General features: G+C 40.0%; 11 protein-coding genes. 3 read left to right on the forward strand and 8 right to left on the reverse strand.

Annotation, left to right across the window (positions count from 1 at the left end):
- Positions 1-141 precede the first annotated feature (141 nt).
- On the reverse strand, positions 142-2,532 hold the full coding sequence (locus tag DFQ12_RS23285; protein WP_120261456.1) for a TonB-dependent receptor: 2,391 nt from the start codon (positions 2,530-2,532) through the stop codon (positions 142-144).
- A gap of 395 nt (positions 2,533-2,927) precedes the next feature.
- Here DFQ12_RS23285 and DFQ12_RS23290 point away from each other — a divergent pair, with 395 nt between their 5' ends.
- Together DFQ12_RS23290 and DFQ12_RS23295 are read left to right on the forward strand one after the other, a co-directional pair.
- Positions 2,928-3,428, forward strand: coding sequence for a hypothetical protein (locus DFQ12_RS23290; RefSeq protein WP_147420468.1), 501 nt, complete (start codon positions 2,928-2,930; stop codon positions 3,426-3,428).
- Positions 3,429-3,735: 307 nt separating this feature from the next.
- Entirely contained in the window at positions 3,736-6,099 is a 2,364-nt protein-coding gene (locus DFQ12_RS23295; RefSeq protein WP_120261458.1) for a glycoside hydrolase family 3 N-terminal domain-containing protein, read from the forward strand.
- On the opposite strand, the gene DFQ12_RS23300 is transcribed toward DFQ12_RS23295, so the two are convergent.
- The 6 genes from DFQ12_RS23300 to DFQ12_RS23325 all read right to left on the reverse strand — a co-directional run bounded on the left by DFQ12_RS23300 (position 6,100) and on the right by DFQ12_RS23325 (position 15,286).
- A complete protein-coding gene (locus tag DFQ12_RS23300; protein ID WP_120261459.1) occupies positions 6,100-6,507 on the reverse strand; it encodes a hypothetical protein in 408 nt (135 codons plus the stop codon).
- A 55-nt stretch (positions 6,508-6,562) separates the two neighbouring features.
- Positions 6,563-7,597, reverse strand: coding sequence for a sialidase family protein (locus DFQ12_RS23305; protein WP_120261460.1), 1,035 nt, complete (start codon positions 7,595-7,597; stop codon positions 6,563-6,565).
- A 207-nt stretch (positions 7,598-7,804) separates the two neighbouring features.
- A complete protein-coding gene (locus tag DFQ12_RS23310; RefSeq protein WP_120261461.1) occupies positions 7,805-9,241 on the reverse strand; it encodes an alpha-L-fucosidase in 1,437 nt (478 codons plus the stop codon).
- Between the two features lie 73 nt (positions 9,242-9,314).
- Positions 9,315-10,895: a SusD/RagB family nutrient-binding outer membrane lipoprotein gene (locus DFQ12_RS23315; RefSeq protein ID WP_120261462.1), complete on the reverse strand. Its 1,581-nt coding sequence runs from the start codon at positions 10,893-10,895 to the stop codon at positions 9,315-9,317.
- An 18-nt stretch (positions 10,896-10,913) separates the two neighbouring features.
- The gene (locus tag DFQ12_RS23320; RefSeq protein ID WP_120261463.1) at positions 10,914-14,138 is read right to left on the reverse strand and encodes a SusC/RagA family TonB-linked outer membrane protein; all 3,225 of its coding nucleotides are present in this window, start codon (positions 14,136-14,138) and stop codon (positions 10,914-10,916) included.
- A 23-nt stretch (positions 14,139-14,161) separates the two neighbouring features.
- On the reverse strand, positions 14,162-15,286 hold the full coding sequence (locus DFQ12_RS23325; protein WP_167457342.1) for an ROK family protein: 1,125 nt from the start codon (positions 15,284-15,286) through the stop codon (positions 14,162-14,164).
- A gap of 385 nt (positions 15,287-15,671) precedes the next feature.
- On the opposite strand from DFQ12_RS23325, the gene DFQ12_RS23330 reads away from it, so the two are divergent.
- A complete protein-coding gene (locus tag DFQ12_RS23330; RefSeq protein ID WP_120261465.1) occupies positions 15,672-16,115 on the forward strand; it encodes a hypothetical protein in 444 nt (147 codons plus the stop codon).
- Positions 16,116-16,302: 187 nt separating this feature from the next.
- On the opposite strand, the gene DFQ12_RS23335 is transcribed toward DFQ12_RS23330, so the two are convergent.
- Entirely contained in the window at positions 16,303-18,201 is a 1,899-nt protein-coding gene (locus DFQ12_RS23335) for a SusD/RagB family nutrient-binding outer membrane lipoprotein (protein WP_120261466.1), read from the reverse strand.
- Positions 18,202-18,207 lie beyond the last annotated feature (6 nt).

Here is an 18,207-nt window from a genome sequence, read left to right on the forward strand (position 1 = left end):
AGGAATTACAATGCGAAAAGGCTTATGATTTTAAAGGAAATATTTTTCGTTCAGAGAATGGACTATAGGGGTAAATATAAAGAGCCCAGTTGGGAATGGGCTCTCGTATCAATTCTTTGTAAGTCCTATTATATACAGCGTTTAGAATTCGATCCTATAGTTAATGGTTGGTATGATACCAGTCCATTTTTGCGGCTCGATGATACGTTTGCTGAAATTGTAATGCATCCCGACAGTGTTCTCTCTATTGAGGATATTTTGAATATCCAGAATAAGGAGATGACTCACCTTTTTACGATTTATTCGATAGGTGGATGAAAAATCAAGTCGAATATAAGGATCGGCAGTTAAGGTATTAATCTGGCTTTGATCGATGATTTCCTCATCTAAACGCAAGGATTCATCTTCCAATACCGGAGAGTATTTTCTTCCGCCGGCATAGATCAGTTTGGCATTCATACCAAATAGGTTATTTTTATTCTTTCCTACTGTCCATTCTTTTCCCAATAATAGATTACCGACATAGCGTGTATTGAATGTTGTATTGTATTCTTTCCCATTGAGTGCTTTGAATTTGGAATCAAATACCGAAGTGGTAGCCATAAAATAATAGCCTTTGCTAAGTGATTTTTCAACCGTTAACTCAACGCCATAATTTCTGCCTGTACCTTTATTGACGAGTTGACGATAGGTCGATGTACCAATTGCCGAAATATCTGACACATTCAGCAGGGAGAAATTCATTGCTGGATCTGAAGAAACCGGGACATTATATAAATGTTGATAATAGACTTCGGTCTTAACCCGGAGTGTACGACTCAGATTCTTTTCATATCCAATGACAGCTTGAGCAGATTTGGTAGGAGATAGCGCGGTATTATCTGTTGTATTTTGTCCGGTTCCGCTCTTGGCAAAATAATAGCTGAGGGGTTCTAAACGATTGTAAAGTCCGGTACCAAAGGATACCGTCTGGTCTGGAGCGACCTTCCAGTTTAATCCCAATCGGGGCTCTGCAGTCCAGCTTTTACTTAAGGAAAAATAGTTGGCATGTACACCCGTGTTTAATGTCAGACGGTCGGACAGCTCAGTTTTGAGTTGTGCAAAGGCGTCATACGTACTGGTACTTCCATTTTCATTGATCCTTTCTTTTAATGCCGCGAGTTTGGTATCGTAGGTTAGCGCATAGAGATCATAGCGAAGCAGGCTGGCATTGATACCCGCACGGATCGTATTTTTGCTGCTGGCTCTATAATTGAGGCTTCCAGCATAACGGATTGCGGTATTTGTAAATTTATCTTTGTGATATAGGCTAGTGACATAATCCTGTGTCAGGGTATCTGTTTTATTGGAATTGCGGCTGACCGATGCCGAAATAATATTTGTGAAATACAATCGATCATTGGCGATATATTGATGTTTTAGCCCGGCACTACCAGCGTTAAATCCCAAGTTCATGTCCTGCGCGTCTGTTCGTTCCTCCCATTCTTGGAAATTGCGTTTGGCAGTTTCCTTTATTTTTCCGAGGCCGCCAATCCCAAACAGTGAAAATGTTCCAGCTTTCTTGGTTGGAAATACAAAATTAAAGGAGAGATCCTGATATTTTGGGATACCGGTATCCGAGACTTTTACACCTACTTTTTCTAATAGACTCAATGAGGAGTACCGGTAGCTGATTAAATACGATGCATCGCTCCCTTTTTTGAAAGGACCTTCTAAAGTTGCACCTACTCCCAACACGCCGACATTGAATGTGTATTCGCGTTTATCGGTATTTCCTTTTCTAAATCTAAGGTCAAACACCCCCGATATCGCGTTGTTGTATTCAGCGGCAAGTCCACCGGTATAGAAGTCAGATTTTCCCAAAACCATGGTATTGAGCATACTGATCCCCCCACCAGCGGCTCCTTCGGCTCCAAAGTGGTTGGGATTTACAATTTCGATCCCTTCCAATCGCCACTGTAGGCTTTTAGGCGAATTTCCACGCACAATTATCTCATTGTCATCACCTCCAGCAACGACTCCGGGAAAACTCTGTGCCATTCTTGCGGGGTCAAAAAAAGCGCCAGCATATCGATTGGTCTCCTCAGGTGAAAATGAGCGTCCACTGGTCATGGCCATTTGATTTAAAGGTTGTTTTCCCGTATTGGCGTAGACGACAGCTTCGTTCAACGTGTTTGCCTGTGGTTCCATTTCAATGTTGAGTACATTCTCGCGCCCTGAGGTAATAAGCAACTCTGATAATTCTTCCTGCCTGTAGCCTGCCATGCGTATTTGTAGGACCTGGCGTCCTACAGGAACTTGCAGCAGCCTAAATTCGCCTTGCTGATCTGTACTCACAGATTTTGTATTGCCATTGGAGGACAGTACAATAGTGGCACCAATAATTGGAAGTCTTGTATTTTTGTCCAGGATAGTACCTTTAACAGTCTCGGTCACGACCCGTCGGTTTGTCTTCGTCGAATCTTGTGCCTGGGCAAGTGATTGCGTGGCCTGAGTCGCCAGCGCAATTATTAAGATTGATGTTAGTTTCATATTGATTAAGCTTTATCTCTATGACAGCTAACTTTCACTTTACCCTTAGTGATCAGTATAATTTTTTTAAACTGGTTTCTTTTCCTCGTCAAAAACTTCAAATTGCTGGAATGTTATTAACAAAAATGATTCTTATATCCAGTTAATTAACATTGTTATTAACATTTTTATCCTGTTTTTGATGAGATGATTTTTTTGAAAAAGACGGAGGGTAATTGGTGATTTCTTAGCCATATATTACTCCGTTTAGATTTGTATGCTGCCTGTGGACTGTCTACAGGACGAGCTTATTAAAAAAATAACTATTTTTTATCTATTTGGTTAAAAAGTATCTGTGCGCTGTAGCGGCCAGCTATATTGAAACGTTATGAAATTATAACTAAATGAGAACCAAGATGAGTAAATTATTTAGCGGAATTCTAGTATTGATTTTGTTTTGCAGTTGCAGTAAGGATACCATTAGTCCAGAAAAAATAGCACCAGAGGATGTGAAAAAACAATTGGAAGCCTATGATTGGATTCCCGCATTTTCTACGAGTGATACGAAAGATGAGCTGTATCATTATAAACCGGAAGATTGCGAAAAGGATAATAATTATTCTTTTTCTTTTGGCAATGATTTTCAAAAATTAAAGCTGCAGCCAGGAAAAGAGCTTTGTGGAGCCAATAAGGAAACCTTTGAACAGTCTATTTTAGATGGAAAGTCTGAACGATCTTTTACCTATGACAAAGAGAAAAAGAGCATTAAGTTTGCTGATAGCGATCAGTACGAAAGCTATGGTGTCCTTGTGGACGGAGATTATTTGGTCTTAACCTATCGAAATAACGATCCCCTTGCTTTTGTTATTCCCAGGGCATATTATTTTAAGGGAAAAAGTAAAGAAAAAAATAAGTAGCATTCCTATAACACATGAATGGAAAGACGGCTTGCCGTCTTTTTTTATTTAGGGATGTAAACAATTTTTTTTTACATACTATGAATTGTACATGTTTGCTACTGATCTCTTAACCATATTCACCATAATATTGAATATTCATATTGAAAATCATTTTTAATTACTGCATAAGTGTTGGCAGTTGATTGGTTCTATTGACGCTATTACTTAAATTTCTATAACAGAAAAATTATCTTGATTATTATCTTTAAATCCTTATTTTAGTCTTTTGGAAACCGGTTGCATAACCCCGTTAACTTTAAACTAAATGAAACTCCGAATATTACTTTTGACAGCGATGTCAACATTGCTTTATCCACAACTCCAAGCGCAACAATTGCCTTATAAGGATAGCCGTCTCACTACCGAACAACGTGTCAATGATCTTTTGGGGCGAATGACCGTGGAAGAGAAGGTGGGGCAGCTGAGCAAATTGCTTGGATGGGAAATGTATGAAAAGAAGGAGAAGTATGTAGGGGTGAGCGACAAATTAAAGAAAGCGGTCAAAGAGCAGCACATCGGGTTGTTGTGGGCAACATTGCGTGCTGATCCCTGGACGCAAAAAACACTCTTGAATGGTCTTAATCCGATTGAGGCTGCACGTGCGACCAACGCCATTCAGCGGTATATGCTGGACAGTACCCGTTTGGGAATCCCATTGCTGCTGTCGGAAGAGGCTCCACATGGACATATGGCTATCGGTGCTACGGTATTTCCGACGGCAATAGGGCAAGCGAGTACCTGGAATCCAAATCTGATTCAACGTATGGCATCAACAATAGCGCTGGAAACCTACGCTGTGGGTGGAAAAAATGGCTATGGGCCGGTCCTGGATCTCGCGCGCGACCCACGCTGGTCGCGGACAGAAGAAACTTATGGCGAAGATCCTTATTTAACAGGCAAGATGGGAACTGCAATGATCCGTGGTTTTCAAGGTGAGAAACTTGGACAACAGGATAAAATCATTGGTACATTAAAACACTTTGTCGCTTATGCTGCACCAGATGGTGGGCACAACGGTGAATCGGTATCATTTGGTGAACGGAGTCTAAGACACTATTTTTTACCACCTTTCGAAAAGGCCGTTAAATCTGGCGCAGGCTCGGTCATGACAGCTTATAATAGTATTGATGGAATTCCATGCTCTGCAAATCCCTGGTTGTTAAAAGATGTTCTCCGTAAAGATTGGGGCTTTACTGGATTTGTGGTATCCGATTTATTGAGCATTTCCGGCCTTAATGGGGGACATGCGACAGCCGCTACAGCGGAGGAAGCTGCTTCACAAAGTATACATGTGGGATTGGATGTTGACCTGAGCGGATCGGGATATGGTCCGAATCTTTTAAAAGCTGTGCAACAAGGTCTAGTGGAGCCTGCTGTATTGGATACCGCAGTAGCCCGTGTATTACGGATGAAGTTCAATCTTGGGCTATTTGATCGTCCCTATGTAGACGAGAAGCAGGTGATCCAGAAAGTTGCCACAGCGCAGAATAAATCTGTTGCCAGAGCGGTTGCTAGAGAATCTATTATCTTGCTAAAAAATGAAAAAAATATCTTACCATTAAGCAAATCGTTGAAACGCATTGCGGTTATCGGACCGAATGCCGACAATGCTTACAATCAACTGGGGGACTATACGGCTCCACAGGCTGATGGTAAGATACAGACGGTATTGACAGGCATTCGCGCAGCGGTAGGTAAAGGTACGCAAGTTGATTATGTAAAAGGTTGCGCTATCCGTGACACGACAAATTCTGATATTGCGGCAGCGGTGGCAGCAGCACAGCAAGCCGATGCTGTGGTTTTGATTCTCGGCGGTTCCAGTGCACGGGATTTTAAAACTTCCTACCAGGCAACAGGAGCGGCGAATGTAGATCCCAATACAGTCAGTGATATGGAAAGTGGTGAAGGGTTTGACCGTGTTTCGTTGGATATGATGGGTGATCAATTAAAACTTATGAAAGCGATCCAGGCAACAGGTAAGCCTGTGGTGCTGGTGACCATTATGGGAAGACCGCTTAATCTAAATTGGGCCGCGGAGCATATTCCTGCAATTGTGAATGCCTGGTATCCCGGACAGGAGGGAGGATTAGCCATTGCTGATGTCTTGTTTGGCGATTATAATCCAGCCGGCCGGTTACCGATTTCTGTACCACGATCTGTGGGTCAACTTCCGGTACATTATAATCATACAAAACCTAAACATCATGATTATGTGGAGATGTCCGCCAAACCTTTGTATGCTTTTGGCTATGGGTTAAGTTACAGTAAGTTTGAATACAGCAACCTACAGGTAGGACTGACCGAAGGCGCAGATGATTTTGTATGTACAGTATCCTTTGATGTCGAAAATAAGGGTAGTGTGACTGGCGATGAGGTAGCACAATTATATGTTGTCGATGAAGTCAGTTCGGTAGTAACACCCATTATGCAGTTAAAACAATTTGAACGTAGAGCTATTCCAGCAGGAAAGAAAGAGCGGTACACTTTCCAGTTGAGCAAAGAAGACCTCAAATTGTGGAATGCAACTAATGCCTGGAAAACAGAAAAAGGGAAATTCAAATTGCTAGTAGGTACATCATCCGATGATATTCGACTAAAAGGGGAGATGGAGCTAAAGAAGGATTATTAATTAATCCTTCTTCAACTTATAGGTATAGGTCGTGTACTTGTTCGATTTTGTCAAAGTAAGCTCTTTACTCTTCAAGATATAGCTGTATTCGTGAGCCAATATCAATCCCCAATCGAACTCCGCCGTCCAGGCATTTTGATCCTTGAAAATAATCTTGTTTCCAAGAATTTCATAGGTTCCTGAGCCACCAGCTGGATGTCTGTTTTTATTTGCAGAGGAAAAGAAACTATCCGCTTTAAATTTTACGATGACATCTCCAGTAAATTCTTCGCCATTAGTTTTGTTATAGGTAGTAAATATTCCTGAATAACTTCCCTCTAGGACTGTTCTGTTTTCGGATTTTTCCTTTGAGCAGCTGATAAAAACGAGCGAAGCCACAAAGAAAAAGAAGTTTTTTAATGGGTTCATAATTAGTTTTTTATAGCATAACGTAATGAAGCCTAATTTGCTACAGACTGATGACTTATTTTAATCGGATATACTTGATACTCTTTCTATTCCAGGTATAGGTGATATGTACTAGACCACTTTTATCCTGTATAATGGTCGGATAAGAATATTCATCTCCTTTGACCCCATCTTCCAAAGTTAGTGTATCATGCCAGTGAAGACCATCATGAGACGTTGCGACATGGAGTTTTGTGCGTCCTTCCCACCAGTCATTTCCAGCGATTGCTGGATTGTAAACGATCATAAATAGTCCATTTTTCAATCGAATGGCATCAGTAGCCGAGTTGGGGTTGAGCAGGTTGGTCGCCTTCCAAGGTCCCCAACTGTTGCCTTGGTCAGAGGAAAAAGCACTCATTACCTTATTTTCTTTACTGCGACAGAGTACCTGGAGGCGGCCATCTTTATGTTGAACAATACTCGGCTGAATGACTTGAATACTTGTGTCAGGCCGAATTGTATGAACAGACCAGGTTTTGCCGTGGTCGTGACTGATTTCCATATGTGCTTTCCAGATTTCGTCTTTTGATTCAGTACTGGAAGGGGATAATATATCCCCATTAGATAATGTAAATGGTTTGTTTTTGATTGGACCTAAAATACCATCGGGTAATGCCCGTGCTGCTGACCAGTGATGACCTTTGTCTATGGAATATTTGACGTAGCCTTTCCATTCGCGTGGATTAGGACCAATTTTATAAAACAAATAGAGGGTATCGTTCTTTGGCTGTTGATAGAGTACAGGGTTCCAGGTTGGATAACGCTTATCAGCAAGAATCCCATCTGCGATTTGGACTGCTGGTTGCCATTTGCCGTTTGTATAATGAGAACTCCATATCACCACATCGGGATTGGATTCATGTGTACCACCAAACCAGCAGGCCAGGAGGCTGTCTTTGCCGATGGATTGTATAGTTGATGCATGGCATTGTTTGAAGCGGACCTGTCCCTCTTGGAAGATCTGCTGAGACGAGATTATCTGGGGCTTATAGCTTTTACATGAATAAAATGTTAGGAGTAATAATGCTAAAAATAAGGTTATTTGTTTCATTCTGTTAGTATGTGCTGCTAAGTTCACAAGTGCTGTTTTTTTATAGCTAGTGTTTTTAGTTATTCGGGTATTAATGGAGGATGGAGATCGGGATGATTTGTATTTGCTGTTTTTCAATAGGCAAATGAAAGTCTTTGAAAATACCTGAAGTCGATCATCGTTATCGGATAATAAAAAAGCAGCTGATGTAATTCAGCTGCTTTTTTATTATTTGCTTTGCAATTGAATCGCGGTAGCATAATTGAATCTGGTGCCCGGACTTCTCAGGGTGATCTGATTATCATGTTGTGACCAATCCAAGCGACCTTTATGGCCCAAAATTGTGATTTTTTTCACTTTAAAATCCGCTGGAACCTGAAAGACATATTCATTAGGCTGTTGATAAGCGTCTCCCGCTGAAAGGTGAAATACATTGACGATCTTGCTGTCCTTACTTCTGGTGTAATAGTAGTCGCCTTGATGATAAGGGGCAACGGTACGTGTTGCATATACTGCGCTTTGATTGATTTTCATCCAAGCTGATAGTTCATTTAGACGATCATATGCTGCTTGGTCATAGTCACCTTTGGGGCCTGGGGCGATGTTAAGTAAATAGTTGCCACCACGGGAAATAATCTTGACAAGCGTTTCGACGATTTTCTTTGTTGGTTTGTAATTGTCATTGGGAACATAGCTAAAGGAGTCTCCCATAGTAATACAGCTTTCCCAAGGAATATCCAATGGATGCTCAGGGACTGCCTGTTCGGGTGTCACATAATTTTCCCAGTTTCCGGGAACAGTACGGTCTACCACGATAAGACCTGGTTGATTTTTTCGGGCCATACCACCGATACGGTCCATGTCAATATTTTGATCCACCTTGATCGTCTGCTGCCAGTCTACTGACTTGTCTACAGTTTCTAGGGGACGTACTTGTCCACCATCCAACCATAGAATATCCACTTTACCATATTCCGACGTTAGTTCATTGATCTGGTTGTAGGTGAAATCTTTAAATTTCTGCCAACGTTCAGGATATTTTTTCGGGTCATAATTTACATTTCTGTCCTTTGGTGGGAAATAGGGCCACCAATAGTATTCGGAGTGCCAATCTGGTTTGGAGAAGTAGGCTCCGATTTTGAACCCGTCGTTGCGAAATGTATTAAAGATTTCTTTGGTCACATTTGCCTTGGGATTGGAGGAGAAAGGTGTTTTGGTAGAAGTAATTTTATAATCCGATTCTTTGGTGTCGAACATTGCAAATCCATCATGATGTTTGGTTGTAAAGACCACATATTTCATTCCGGCTGCTTTTGCTGCGTCGGCCCATTTTTGAGGATTGAAATCTGTCGGGTTGAATGTTGTCTGCAGATTTTCGTAATTCTTGAGGTATTCAAAATAGGTTTTGCCATGCTCTGGTTTGCGTTGTGTCCAGCCTTCATCTTCGGGACAGATACTCCAGCTTTCAACAATTCCCCATTGACTGTAGGTTCCCCAGTGCATGAAAAGACCGAATTTCATGTCCTGCCATTGTTCGAGGTTTTCGATCACTAAGGGGTCTGTGGGTTTTTGGTAGCCACCCGATACATTGTGTGCTTGCCCAAAGGTCAATGTAGAAGTTGTTGCCAGCAATGCGGTTGATATAATGGTTGTCAGTTTTTGCATGTATAAATATAATGAAAATGAACATAAGAAAGCCACCCGAGAGTGGCTTTCTATTTGGTAGATGTAGTGTCGATTAATTGACGTCCCAGAAAATTTTGGTTGTTCTTGTGTCTTTTGCCCTCACAGCCTCATAATTTTTACTGTTGTTTGAGACTTCAGAAGAAGGATAATTCAACCTCATAGGTGGATTTGCAAAGTTCACAAGTCCGGCTACCGGAAAGGTTAAAACTGGATAGCCTGTCCGTCTTAATTCGGACCAAGCTTGCTGTGCCTGTAGAAAACCATAGTGTAGCCATTTTTGTGTATAGACTAACTCAAGGTCTTTATTTTTATCACCTGTGAATGTTACCGTGGATTTGTCAATGAAATCATTGATTATAGTTTCAGCAGGTTTAGTTTCGGTTTTTAAACCAGACTTATTTATATTGTTCAAATAGTAGTAGAAAGATATGGACTGTTTTAAGGCAGTGTTATAAGCCTCTTTTGCTGTTGCACTTGACCCCCATCTTAATTGAGCTTCAGCTTTAATAAAGTTGGTTTCACTGGCGGAAAATACAATGCCAGGAAGTTCTTTATTGTCAGCAAATGTTGTGGAGTCCAAAACAGAATAACTTTGATAGTTCTTTTCCATCTCAGTAGACGTGAAGGTAATCGGCATCGCTTTATACTCCTTGTTCGGTATAAATTTGTTATTTACGGTTACCCCAAATTTGTCATAGAATACTGGAATACGAGGGTCTTTTGATGGTAACATCACCTTGTTTAACATATGATCAGTAGCATAGTGATTAGGCCCCTCTATCAGCCCTTGTCTTAATGTACCCGTATAGTTTGTCAACGGCGCTAAAAGGATATCTTCTGTTTTTGGATCGTAACTGCCGACATTATTTCCATCTGCTAACGGGAATTGGCTTGGATTATTTAGGATCTCTAAAATCTCTGTGCGAGCTTTGGCTTCATCAACATTGGAGATTCGCATTAATAAACGAAGTCTCAAGGAGTTTGTGTATTTTCTCCATTTGCTAACATTACCGCTGTTTAGTATGTCATATTTTGCAAATTCTGGATTAGATTCTACGGTTCCGAAATAATTGTTTATCTCTTTTAAATCTGATATAAATTGATAATACAACTCTTTTTGCTCATCAAATTTTGGAAGTTTGATCACATTTGTTGCAGGCAGGCTACCAGCTTCACTGAACGGAATATCGCCATAGTTGTCTACTAGCTTCGAAGCTTCGTCTACGACAACTACTTTTGCTGCTTGTAAGATAATTTTGGCATTGGCTTGTTCTTCTGTAGGAAGTGCGGCATAGGCTTTTTCCATCGCTCTGTAAATACCCAATACACCCGGCGAATAGAAATCTACCCAGTAATCGTATGAATAACCATCATTTGGCTGATACATTGAGTTGGAAGGGATAAATGATGCGGTTTGTGTATAGATTGCCTGATTTGATAAAATGAAGGTTCTATAATGCCAATAGGAAGGTCTCACTCGGTCATTATTTAACAATTCAGCAAAGAACGCTGAAATACTGGCTTTTTCAGTAGCATCTGGATTTTGAAATTTTTCATCCAATTGCTTTTTACAACCCACCAAAGAGGTCAATGCAGTTGCCAGTGTAAATATGGTAAAAAATATTTTTTTCATGATTTCAGTAAAAAGTGATTAAAAATTAGCGTGTAATGAAAATCCAAAGCTTCTTGTAGCGGCAGAAGAACCTACGTCAACACCTTGAGCCCACCATGCATTTCCTACTGGAGCTTCCGGATCGAGATTTTTCAATGTTCTATAGAAATAGAATAGATTTCTTCCAATTAATGAAAATCTAAGATTGTTCATTTTGATACGCTTTGTAAAACTGTCCGGTATCTGGTAGCCAATGGAGAGTTCTCTTAATTTGATAAAGTTATTGTCATAGACCGCACCTTTTTCAGACCAAGAATCATCGCCCCAGTTAAACGTATTGAAGTAGTATTCTGCCCCGCTTAAATGTACATCGTTGGTTTTTCCTGTGTTCGCATTAACACCTGGGAGTGTAATGCCACTTTCTCTGTATGGAAGCGTATTCTCATAAAGCCCAGAAGCCATTCCATATTTAAGGTTTTCAGAGACCATTTTACCACCAAAACGGTAATCAGCTGTAAAATCTAAGCTAAAGTTTTTATAATTGAAGGTATTCGTCCATCCACCAATCGCTTTAGGCATAATATTACCGACCATTTTGTATTTGGATTTATCCATTACATAGAACCCTTCATCCGAAATAAGATTATTGCCATTGGCGTCTTTAGCGATATCGTATACATAGATATTTCCCAAAGTTTCTCCTGCTTTTGCCGTAATTTTTAATGAATTGGCATCAGCCGAATAAAAAACCAATTCGTCAACACCAGACAATAGTTCTTTGACTTTAGAGCGGTTGAAAGAATAATTTAGTCTAGAAGTCCAAGTGAAATTTTCGTTTTGAATAGGTGTTCCGTTAATAGATAGTTCTAAACCGTGGTTGGCTATTTTTCCAATATTGAGGAGTTGAGATGTCGCTCCTGTTGATGCAGGTGTTGTCAACCCAAGAATTTGATCTTCGATGTAGTTGTTGTAATAACTCGCATCTAGTCCTAATCTATTTTTTAGAAATTTCAATTCCAAACCGAATTCCATTTCGTATTTCCTCTCTGGTCTGAGATCTAGATTACCGTATCGATTTTTGTAGGTTAATGCTGGTATAGCTCCATTCACAGTTAATAAAGGAGCTTGAGTGTAGGCGATATTTGCTTCATAAATAGCCGCATCATTACCTACGATACCATACGAAGCACGTAACTTACCATAGGTAAACTTGTCGGATTTGATATTAAATGCATCACTAAAAATAAAGCTACCGCTAAGGGAACCATATTGATAGTTATTGTTTTGTGTAGGAAGAGTTGATGAATATTCTGAACGGTATGTTCCGTCTAGATAAGCAAAGCCTTTGTAGCCAATGTTTAATGAACCAAAGTAAGCGTATTTAAGCATTTCTTTTCGAGCATTCGTCGTTGTTGCCTGTGCTAAGCTATTACTTAAACTAAACCAATTCTCAGTAACAAGTCCGGAAGCGGTGCTTGACGATTGATCATCATAATTTTCTGATCGAGATTGAAAACCAACACTAGCAGAATAGTCGAAATTCTCATTGATCTTATTGCTATATGTCATCATTAAATCGCCATATAAAATTGAGTAGGCTCCTTTGGTTGTTGAATAACCTCCCGTGCTGCTTGATGGCGAATTGTACTTTGTTGCATTCTCAGTATACTGCTTATTTGTACTGGTGGCTGATGTAAAGTCATTTCCTATTCTACCTCTGAATTTGAGGTGATCAACCACATCCCAGTTTAACGTAGCACTGGTTAAGATACGGTTTTCAACTTCATCATAACTGTTCTTATATTGATTCCAGAAATAATCCAATAGATTTGATGCACGCATCGTGTAGATAAAATCTTCTGGTCGTCCTGTTCCTAATTTAGAATACTTATAACCATCTGATGTTTGATACGCTTTTTTCATAGCGGCCATATCTTCAGTTCGACTGAAGAAGCCGTCAAAACTACCAAGTACCTGACCCAATAAATACGTTCTATTATGTGTATTGGTGTTGATATAATTCGCTACGATATCAGTGGATAAACGGTTACTTAGCTTTAGAGAACTATTTAAATTAAACGTGTTTTTTGTTTGTTTGCTTCCAGGACTGGTACTTTTGTAATCCATACGGGTCGCACTCAAACGATAATTGAGTTTTTCAGTCTGATTTGATATTCCAACGTTTGCGGTGGAGTTGTATCCTTTGTCGAAGACATCATAGTAATTGTTTTTGCGTGCGACATAAGGTCTAACCTGACCATCCCACCATAGGACGTCTTCTCCCGTAAATTTTGGGCCAAAACTTGCGTAGGATCTAAAGTAAGGCCTCCGGCCGCTCGGGGATTTAGGATCAAGAATCCAACCTTCTGCAGTAGCGCCATTGGTCACGTTGATACCAGCATCATAGCCTGGGCCATATTCATTTTGAAATTTCGGTAAAAACGCTGCGCGTTCCAATGATCCAGTATAATTAAAATCGACTCCTAGACCACGTCCTTTTGTTCCCTTTTTTGTTGTAATCACAATCACCCCACTTGCAGCATCTGAACCATATAATGCACTGGCTGCTGCACCTTTTAAAATGGAGATGTTATCAATATCTGCAGGATTGATATCCAGCATCCCGTTTCCTCGGATTCTTTGATCGCGATCGAAGTTGTTGTTGTTGGCCCCGGCGGCACCATTTTGTTGATCGTTTCGGATAATAATTCCGTCCACAACGTAAAGCGGCTGGCGTTGGTAGTTTAATGAATTGATACCACGAATCTGCACATTTACAGCACTGGCTGAACCACCGGGTGCGGTGGTAATTTTTACGCCAGGTGCTTTACCATATAATGCGGAACCGAAGTTGGTATTTCCTGCTTTTGTAATTTCATCAGCCTTAATGTTGCTTACCGCGTATCCCAGGGCTTTAGATTCGCGTTTTATACCCATCGCCGTTACAACGACTTCATCGAGTGCCGCTGCATCGGAGGTCAATGTAACATTGATCGCTTTATTTGATCCAACGACAATTTCTTGTGTTTTGTATCCAACAATCGAAATTCTTAATGTTTCACCTTGGGCGGCTTGAATAGTAAAAGATCCATTGGCGATTGTCTGTGTACCCTTTGTCGTTCCCTTTACCGTTACGGTCACCCCAGAGATAGGCCCATTAGCGTCTGAAACAATTCCAGTAATGCTTTGCTGCGCGTAAAGGGATGTGGCACTAAATAGTGTACATAAGGCCAATCCGGCAGTTCTTTTGTAAAATAGACTCATGTTTTAGGTATTTGTGTAAATTATTAGTTTATTATGCGTGCTATATATTTTTCGATTACCAATGCTGTTGTACCCAGTTGTTGAGCGCATTTGTGCAAGTTGGAGATACTGAGCATTGTTTCTTTTGCAATTTTTGGAATGCTGTATTCATTGATAGCAACTTGGATATGCGGTGTTAATATTTGACCTATTTCAGCCCCCCTTCCGCTTATGATTATTTTGTGAGGATTGAGGATATGAATTAGTGTGGATATTCCTTTCCCTAGTAAATAACCGATTTTCCCCGTGTTATTAATGGCAACTTGATCTCCGATTTTGACGGCCTCTATGAGTGCTTCAATTTTATTGTTATGTTCCCCTTCAAGTTTTTCATAAATTGAATATTCACCCTTTTTGATGTCATTTTGAATATTGCGAATAGCCGCACTAATGGACGCTTCGACTTCGAGACATCCTCTTTTTCCACAAGAACACAATGTCAATGTATCAGAAAGCGGGATATGACTGAATTCGCCAGCAAATCCTGAAGTTCCCTTAAATATATCATCGTTGATAAGGATACCTAGGCCAACCCCCCAGTTAAGATTAATAACCAGCGAATGTTGGGAAGCTTGTGCGGCACCGAATTTTTTCTCTGCCCATGCAACACAACGGGAATCATTGTCTATAGTAGCGGGAATATTGAATTTAAACTCAATTTGCTCACGGATGTTGTATAAGGGAGAATATTCGTTATATGATTCATTTAGTCCAGTTTCAGAATTGACAAATCCGGGCATACTAATTCCGATGCCTATAATCAATTGCGTATTTATGTGATGTGTTGAAAGAAAATGAGCCAGGCCGTCTATAATTAAGTTCGAAGCTTTTGGATCCTTTAGATCAATTGGGATGTTATTTTCAGCGCAAAGTACCTCCGCTCTTAAATTCGTTGATGCTATTGAAGTGTAAAACTGGTCAATCGATATACTGATGACGATATGAGGTAAGTCTTCATTTAACATATATTGAATAGCCTTTCTCCCCCCGGTAGATGCGGCATATCCTTTTTCGACGATGATGTCTTTTGTCAACAAACCATTCAGCTGTTTTGTAACGGAAGGTATGCTCCTGGATAGGGTGTTTGCAATTTCCGCAATCGGTTGCATCGGCCGGTAATACAAATTTTTTAATATATCGACAACCATATTAGTTCAACTTCAGTGAGTGGTGATTTTGGTTTGTAAGTTTAAACAGATATTATTTTACCTAATATCTAAGTTAGTATGCACAACGTTAGTCTTTCCCAAGTCCGAATAACTGAATGAGCTGCGATCCAGACTATGTTGATGTGATAAAGATATGTAGTATTTCTATTAAGTTCAAAATTCTTTTTAAATTTTTTAAAAAGAAATGTTAAAATTATACATATAATACATAAGATGGCTGTGTCTTATTGTGAAATTGAGAATATAATATGTAACAAATTGTTTATATTTATATAGGGTTTGATCAGATTTCAAGCCGATTACCTTCAATTATAAATAAACAATTATGAAAAAAAATCAAATTTTCAAAAGCTTGCTATGCTTAGGAGCTATCCTAAGCTTTGGCTTCACAAAGGCAGATTTAAATTCCAATGCCGAACGCTATTTAACGGCTCCTTCTTCAAAATCGAAAATGGTTATTAAGGCAGCTCTGCCAACGGTACTGAATGGGATATGGAGCGAATCGGCCACAATAGGTTCAGGTCCGATGCCGGCTATGAATTTCGTTGCTTTATACCCCAATAGATGCACTGATGCCGTAGATACGGAATGGCAGGTTTCACCTTCGGCAACAATTACATATGATTCGGGATTGGATTGTCTCTTGGAAAACCATACTGGTGTACGGATACAATTTTCTAATAGCGGTACATATACAGTTTCGGCGCGGGTAAAAAATAAAGATGGGGTTTGGACAAATTGGGCTTATACGACAATTACCAAGATGTAGGCTCAAGTGATTTTTTCAGGACGATCTAATTGGTAACATATCGGATATTCGCATCATTATGATTAGATTGATGACTCAGATAAATTCAAAATGGTCGTATTGAAAAATTCGGGCATAAAGGCTATATAAAAAAAGGAGGTGTATCTATGATACACCTCCTTTAAATTTGACTTGTCGTCTAAAAAAATTATTTCTGTTTTGCCCACCAAAGTGGTGTCAAGACTTTATCAGCACCACCCAATAGCGATACCGCATTTTGGTATTCAGCAGGATCAGTATCCCTAAATGAAGAAGGGAATGCTAATCGTTGTGGAAAGAATTTGATATTGCTTGTCATAAAGTTTGCTGATGTAAGATCAGGCAAGTTCGGTAAAGCATTTTCAATCGCAGGATTTTCATAGAATGGTAAACCCAATCTTCTTTGATCATTCCAGGACTCTAATGGTAACCAAGGTAAATTAGCGATGAATTTTTGAGTAATAATCTTCGTCAATAAGTCATTGCGTACTGTACCATTTTTGTAAAGTGAGTTGACCGGGTATTTAATGCTTACTGTACCGGCAGCATTGGTATAACCATCGATATAATCCATGGTATGTGCATCACCTGGTTCCGCAATATGTGTGAAACTAACTGATGTACCCACTCTGTTATAGTCTGTAGAGCTTAGGTATTCCGAAGCAAACTGACCTACTCCCCAGTAATCAAAATTAGCTCTGACACCATTTTCATAAGCTGCCTGTGCTGTTGTTCCAGTTACCCATCCTTTTAGAGATGCTTCAGCTAAAAGGAAATAGGTCTCCCAGTTGGCAAAGAAGATGCGACTATTTGCACTTCTTCTGAACTGAACCGCGATTGCTGGAACTTTACCAACTAATGTGCTTCTTAAACGGTTGTTTGTTCCCTTTGCGGCCCAGTCTCCTAATGAAAATGCATTCCAGGTATACTTTGTATTTACCGCAATTTTGGTATTACCATTCACTAAGGTATCTACCGTTTTTTTAGAGTCATCTCCATTGTCGAAGAAATTTTGATTGTTAAAATCTCCAGGAATAAAGAATGCCTTCAATGCGCGTGGGTCTATTTTATTTGGAAGACCATCCAGCCAGTAACCAGCAGAAGGATCATTAGTCATGCTGGTGAAATGGTTACTGTAACGCTTACCAATGTAGTTCTCTGCTTTTATTGAAGATTTCAAATCTTGAGCAACTTGCTTTTCTGTTTGAATACCACCTAATCCAAGATATAGATTATTTAATGTCGCTGAAAGCGCCTGGTAGTTCCAGCTGCGGCTCATAACGCCAGTCAATGGATCCCAACCGTCTTTCTCGGCAACAGTGAAATTGTCCGCTGTATTGCTGATGTACTTATTGGTAGCGACAGCGGCTTCAAACTCTGATTTTGCTTTGTTTGCATCAACCTCAGATAGGCGCATCGCCAAACGCATCCGCATTGAATTAGCATATTTGATCCACTTCTCATCGTTAAACCCATAGGCACGGTCAAATTTCACGACATCATCAGGAACCTTAATGCCAGGTTTTATTTTGGATGTCGCATCTTTAAGTTCCTCGAAAAGATAGTAGTAAACATCTTTCACCGAACTGTATTTAGGATTGACTCCTTCTGCAAATGCAATAGGGGTAGGACCAAAATTATCCGTTACCTCACTGATCAGGTATGCTCTCCAGATACGGGAAATCTGTAATAAATTATTGGTATAATCTTTTGCGGATCCAGCGTTGATTTCATTGGTAGCAACTTCAATTCCTTTGGTTGCATTTTTGATCCATTCAGCTGAATATCTATAATACTCTTTAGACCAATCATCATTTACTGTTCCAGTAGCTAAACCGTTGGTCATATGCTGTCTTCCAGTGGTCTTCCAGTCGAGGACAAAGATACGTTCAGCGATATTGGGATCTTGTTGCGCACCCGTAAGTGAATTGTTAAAAAAGAATTCTATTTTGACCTGATCGTCATTGGCCTTATAAGGGTTGACGTTCATCTCTTCAAATTTAGAGCATGAGCTGATTACTCCTCCCAGAAGTACTGCAAAACCTATTTTTGCTATGATATTTTTCATGATTTA

The organism is Sphingobacterium detergens (assembly GCF_003610355.1).
Lineage (GTDB): Bacteria > Bacteroidota > Bacteroidia > Sphingobacteriales > Sphingobacteriaceae > Sphingobacterium > Sphingobacterium detergens.